This is a genomic window from Xenorhabdus entomophaga (assembly GCF_037996725.1).
Lineage (GTDB): Bacteria > Pseudomonadota > Gammaproteobacteria > Enterobacterales > Enterobacteriaceae > Xenorhabdus > Xenorhabdus khoisanae.
The window spans coordinates 1-5937 of sequence record NZ_JBBMXH010000160.1; the positions used below are offsets into that span (position 1 = coordinate 1).

At 42.8% G+C, this 5937-nt stretch carries 2 protein-coding genes and 1 pseudogene; all 3 read left to right on the forward strand.

What is annotated here, in order from left to right:
• The first annotated feature begins 330 nt into the window (after positions 1 to 330).
• The gene (locus AAC854_RS20855) at positions 331 to 2250 is read left to right on the forward strand and encodes an MrcB family domain-containing protein (protein WP_340618779.1); all 1920 of its coding nucleotides are present in this window, start codon (positions 331 to 333) and stop codon (positions 2248 to 2250) included.
• A 27-nt stretch (positions 2251 to 2277) separates the two neighbouring features.
• Complete coding sequence (locus tag AAC854_RS20860) at positions 2278 to 4818, forward strand: DUF2357 domain-containing protein (RefSeq protein WP_340618780.1); 2541 nt, start codon at positions 2278 to 2280, stop codon at positions 4816 to 4818.
• Between the two features lie 302 nt (positions 4819 to 5120).
• Positions 5121 to 5820: pseudogene (locus AAC854_RS20865) on the forward strand (IS1 family transposase).
• The last annotated feature ends 117 nt before the right edge of the window (positions 5821 to 5937 follow it).

Below are 5937 nucleotides of genomic sequence, written 5' to 3' on the forward strand. Positions count from 1 at the left end.
TCTTTGTATGCCAGGACTCTTTTTCGAAAATCTAAACTGTAACCCATTTCACTTTATGCCTTGTCATGTTGGATTTGGATATTATGACATATTAGTATGATTCTGCTATAGCTAAACCGCTAGTGTATTTTGCATGTATAGCTTGGTGTCGAAATAGTACAAGCTCACTTGGCTCAATACTACCAGAGCATTGCTTGTGTATAATGTGTCTCGGGCATTGAAAAGCACAATCTTGGCTGGAATCGTAGAATTCGATATAGCGACGGCAATAGAAGTAAATTTGTTAGCCTCGAGTACAGCAAATTTTTAGTCTTGGTTTAAGGGATTAGGATGAGCCTGAAAGAAAAAATAGAAAAATTCATAAGTGGGTGGGTTCAAGCTACCCAAGAACAGTTTACAGGTCATCCGACAGCGAATCTGTTCAGACAAGATTTTAAAGAGGAAATAGAGGGATTAGTTAAAGATTTTGATCCGTCTTTTGAGGTAAAAGCCAGCGTTGGTGCCGGCAATTGGGCTAATGTTCCTTGGCTTTCAATTCTCAGCCCGAAAATCACAACAACGACACAGGATGGAATTTATCCTGTGTATTTATTTAAAGCAGACGGTTCAGGTTGTTATCTATCTTTAAACCAAGGAATAACAATTCCGACAAGATATTTTAAAAAAAAAGGTGCGGAAGAAAGATCCCAAAAGATTAAAAGAGTCTTACTCGAACAACTTCCTGAATTGGAGAAATGGGGAATTCAAGAAATTGACTTAAATGCGAACACTGTGCTTGGTAAGTCATACGAAAAGCCCAACATATCTGCGAAATATTATGAGGCAAATAATATTCCAGATGACCTGATTCTGAAGCAAGATCTGTTAGAACTATTAGTATATTACAAACAAATTGAATTTATTGATATTAAGAAAGAGCTAGGTGAAGCAAAGCCATATCCTTCGCCCAAGGAGATGAAAAAAATGCCACAGGTAGCTTCAATGTCTCTCCCAAAACCCTTCCTCCTTCTAGCCGGTATTTCTGGTACGGGCAAAACCCGCTTTGTTCGAGAGCAAGCCCAAGCAACAGGTAACCTTAATGATACTTACTGTTTAATTTCAGTTCGCCCAGATTGGCATGAACCGAGCGATTTGTTGGGTTATGTTTCTCGTTTGGGTTCTCAGCCACGTTATATTGCGACCGATATATTGCGGTTTATCGTTAGAGCTTGGAAAGAAATTATCGAGTTGATTACATTTGATACTACAGGGGTGCCGTACGACTGGCATGGAAGATCATTGGAATACATCCGGCCATATTGGTTGTGTCTTGATGAAATGAATTTAGCTCCAGTAGAGCAGTACTTTTCGGATTATCTTTCTATCCTTGAAACTCGAAGTTGGAATGATCCTAAAAAACTACAGGAGACTGGACTCGATTATGTTTATGAGTGTGATCCTCTGATCAAAGGCGAGATATTTCAGGCTATTGAAAGTGAGGCCAAGAGTGGGAAAGAAAACTCAATTGAGCAGCTTGCAGCAGATTTAGATTTAGACTTATCCAATGATTTAGAGCGTAATATTTGGCAATACTTCTTACATCACGGTATAGCAATTCCGTTTAATCTCATCGTTGCTGGAACGGTGAATATGGATGAAACCACTCATGGCTTCTCCCGCAAGGTGATCGACCGTGCACTGAGTTTTGATTTTGGTGAATTCTTCCCTAACGATTTTGATCACTTCTTTACCCCGAATACTCAAAATAAAACCCTGAGTTACCCGATTTGGTCCCACGCCCAGCTTGAGGATTTGCCTGCCATAGACAGTAATGGCAAAAAAAGTATTGGTTTTTTAAAGGCTGTGAACCAGGTGTTGGATAACACGCCATTTAAGTTGGCCTATCGAGCGCTGAACGAGTTACTGTTGGCGGTGGTCAGCCAAAATCCGCAAGACGATATTGAATTAAAAGCAGCCTGGGATGACTTTTTAATGTGTAAGGTATTGCCGCGTATTGAAGGTGATTGCGATAAGCTGGTGATCAATAGCACAGACCAATCACTACTTAAACAATTAGAACAGCTATTAGCCACGGAGTTTGCTGAGTTCTGGAATGAGCTAGGTGATTCCCCAACTGCACGTCCTGATCTGTACCGAGAATATAAAGAGGGTGGTGATCAGGTGATACGCATTGCCTGTCGCAGCAAAGAAAAGCTCGACTGGATGCAAAAGCGCTTAGAAAATTCTGGTTTCACCAGTTTCTGGCCTTAACGCCATACTCATGAAGGAGGCTCGGGAATGCCAGAATTACTCCGTGTGCAAACCGCTCAGTTTGAATTTTCGATTTGGTGTAACGACATTGCCAAACGTCAGCAGGTTTATCAGGCAACTCTGTTAAAGCGTGCATCAAAACAGACGCAAGCTGAGCAGAAGCAAGCGATTGACGAGCAAAATAGACTGCCCATTATCCGTTTCTCCCCTCCTTTATTGATAACCGAGGTATCCATTACCGAAGTTAGCACAAAGGAGGGACATGCTGCACTGACTGAACTGACAGCAGAACTTGTACTGGATGAATCGCTCTTTTTTGAAAATGTGCAGTACCAGTTTGAGTGGGTGTTTTTTGAACCTGTTGAAGAGGCTCGGTTGACGCACAGAAGCCGCTTAGTCAATGAGGGATTTCGCTTTGTCAAAGCGCACCGCTCAATACTTGCTCGTTTAACAGGCACCATTAATACAGGTAATAATGTTGGTTGGATGCGCCTGCCACTTGAGTATGTGATAACAGGGCAAACCATTAAAAGCCACGTTTCTTTTGAAGTGCTCCCGACCAAAATGGATTTACATCGGGATTTACCTGCCATGTATCAGTCCATTGACGAAGAATTTCCACTTTGGCGTTTTAGTTTGGTAGAGAAAACCGAGCAGGATACCGCTAGAAGTCAACAGCGTGGGCATTTCCCACTGCTGTGGTTAGCCAATTTTGGTCATCTACGAAAACGCTTTGAACAAGGGCTCAAAGTGATCACTCAGGCTCCGCATAGCCGTTTGCAGCCGCATGTGTCTTATACCAAGGCGGAGCGTTTGAAAGGCCGGTTGCCACACCAGCTCGGTACAAAGGTGAAAGAGGATTTTGCCAATGGCCATTATGACAAACGCTATCGAGTTGAGAAGAAGCAACGGAGTGTAGACACTCCGGAAAACTGCTTTATCAAAATGGTAGTTTCTACTTGTAAAAAGCGTCTGGCTGGATTTGAAAATAAACTCAGACAAAGCAACCAAGCGCCAGATAAGCAGCGCTTATCTGATGCATTCTTGGACGAACTGCACAACTGGCAGCAGCCGTTGCAGAAAATCCTCGGACAGAGTTTCCTCAAGGATGTGGGCTGTTATGCAGGGCTTAGTCGTGAATCCCTAGTCTTGCAGCAAAAAACGGGTTACAGCGCCGTTTACAGAGTTTGGCAAGAATTAAAGTTTTACTTGGATGTGTTTGCCAATCAGTCCAGTGTGTCAATGAAGTCGGTAGCGGAAATCTACGAGGTTTGGTGCTTTCTTCAGTTTAAGACCATCTTTGAGGAGGAGTTGGGCTTTAAGCTACAAAAAAATCGCAAGGCAAAACTCAATGAGGATCCCTATTGGGGCCACAAACTCATAAATGCCGACAAAGGGGCTTTTGAGTTTAATCGAAACGATGGTATTCGCGTGAACCTGTATCATGAAAGAGCATTTGCACGAACTACTACTGAGATTCGCACTTTTTTGCTGACTCATAAACCCGATATTGTTTTAGAAATTGTCTTTCCGAATGACAAGAAGGTCATTTGGTTATTTGATGCAAAATACCGTTTAAATCCAATCAAGACAGACCACAATAACTCATATTTAGGTAACCCAACGAGTAAAGAGCTTGAACAATGGGAAACGAGTGCTTCAGAAGACCAAAATAAGCTTCCTTATCGAATAGAGGATGGTGTCCCCGATGATGCGATCAACCAAATGCACCGTTATCGCGATGCGTTGATCCGTATCACGCAAGATAGCCAATCATTAAGCCAACATAAAAGCCGCCCTGTGTTTGGTGCTTTTGCGTTGTACCCTGGCTATTTTGATCAAGAAGACACTGAAAACCCTTACCGCAATGCCATTACCGAAATAGGTATCGGGGCTTTTGCGTTGCTACCTAGCGCGATAGAAGAAGGTAGCTCAAGTTGCCATTCAAGTAACAATGGCAACTTTTGGTTATTAGACTTTTTGCGCAAGCAAGTGGGGGAGAATCAAACCCAAGAAGCACCCTACAACATCAACGCATTGGAAGAGCAACTTTACGTGCAAGAAGCTGCTCGTATTCCTTACTACGGCATGAAGCAAGTACTGTATCCAGATTTGACGATGACGGTTGCGCTGGCAGGCCAAAAGGGGCGTGATCCTGCATATATTTCTGCTTTTGAGAACGGCACTGCCAATTGGTATCATCTGCCGCAGAAGACTTTTTTAACCAAATACAAGTTGCATGTCGTCAGTGAAATTCGCTACTTAGCGTTGGCTGTAACGTCTGAAAAAAACTCTGGTAGCAAGCAAATCGATAAACTCTGGCCAGTGAAAAAAGTGGTACAGGTACCAAGACATGCTATCACGGGAGAGCAAGCGGGCAAGGTATCTGTTTCTAACGAGCCTTATTATTTGTTCGAGTTAGGTAAGCCATTAATGTTGAAAGATAGGGTTACTCGTGTACCTCATCGACCAATTAAAAACTCAATGAAACTCACTACCCTAACTCGTTTGGAAAGCGTGCAGCAGTTCGATGAGTTGGACACGGTATACGGAGAAGCATTAGCGTGAGGGAAAATAAAACTGTAGTGTCGGTAATTGATTAGAGGCGTATATTCATCTCATAGGCACACTCGGTGACTTTTCTATTATACATTGTGGCATTGAACTGCTCATTATTGATTGTCTAAGGCTCAGCCCCCCAGACAGTAGATTACTACCGCCAAACGATGAAATGAGAGCCATAGATCTGGGTCAATTAGGCCAATTATGAGCGATTGGTCAGAGAACATACTCGTAAGGCGCCCCGCGGGGTCATGAACCCAATAGTTAGATCTTGTGATAAACTCCCTATTTTTTATGCTGGGTGAGATATGGCTAAAGTTGATGTGATTTGTCGTTATTGTCATAAAACAGAAGAAGTTAAAAGGCATGGAAAAGGATGTACGGGTCATCCCTGTTATCACTGCTATTCCTGTCGTAAAACCTTCCAACTGAACTCTACCTATCAAGCCTGCAAACCCGGCATGAAAGAGCAGATTGTGGATATGGCAATAAATAACGTCGGTGTCAAGGATACCGCTCGCGTTCTGAACGTCGGCATTAATACCGTCATCCACACATTAGAACGTTCACGCCAAGAAATGTAACCACACTGCCGCTTGTGCAGGCAGTGGTATTCAGATTGCCTGTGAAATAGACGAACAGTGGTCCTTTGTCGATAACAAGAAAAATCAGCGCTGGCTTTGGTATGTCTGGGAACCGAACATGAAGCGAATAGTGGCACATGTGTTTGGTGACCGCAGCAGGAAAACGCTAAAAAAACTGCTGGCATTTCTGGCTTCTTTCAACATTCAGTTCTACTTTATGGATGATTATGTTGTCTACGATTGCCTTCCGGAGGAAAAACACCTCACGGGCAAGAATTTTACCCAACGTATTGAGAGAACTAATCTCACTCTGCGCATCCGGATAAAAAGGCTGAACCGCAAAACGATAGGTTATTCCAAATCGGAGACAATCCATGACAAAGTGGTAGGGACGTTCATTGAGCGTGAATACTATATTTCATAAGTAATCTAACGCGATGCTCGACTTTTATGATGAGTTGAAATGACATAGCCGCTCCTTTATAACTTTAAGTCGTCAAAAATAGAGAAATAAAGGAACAAAAGGCTATGTCACAGCAAG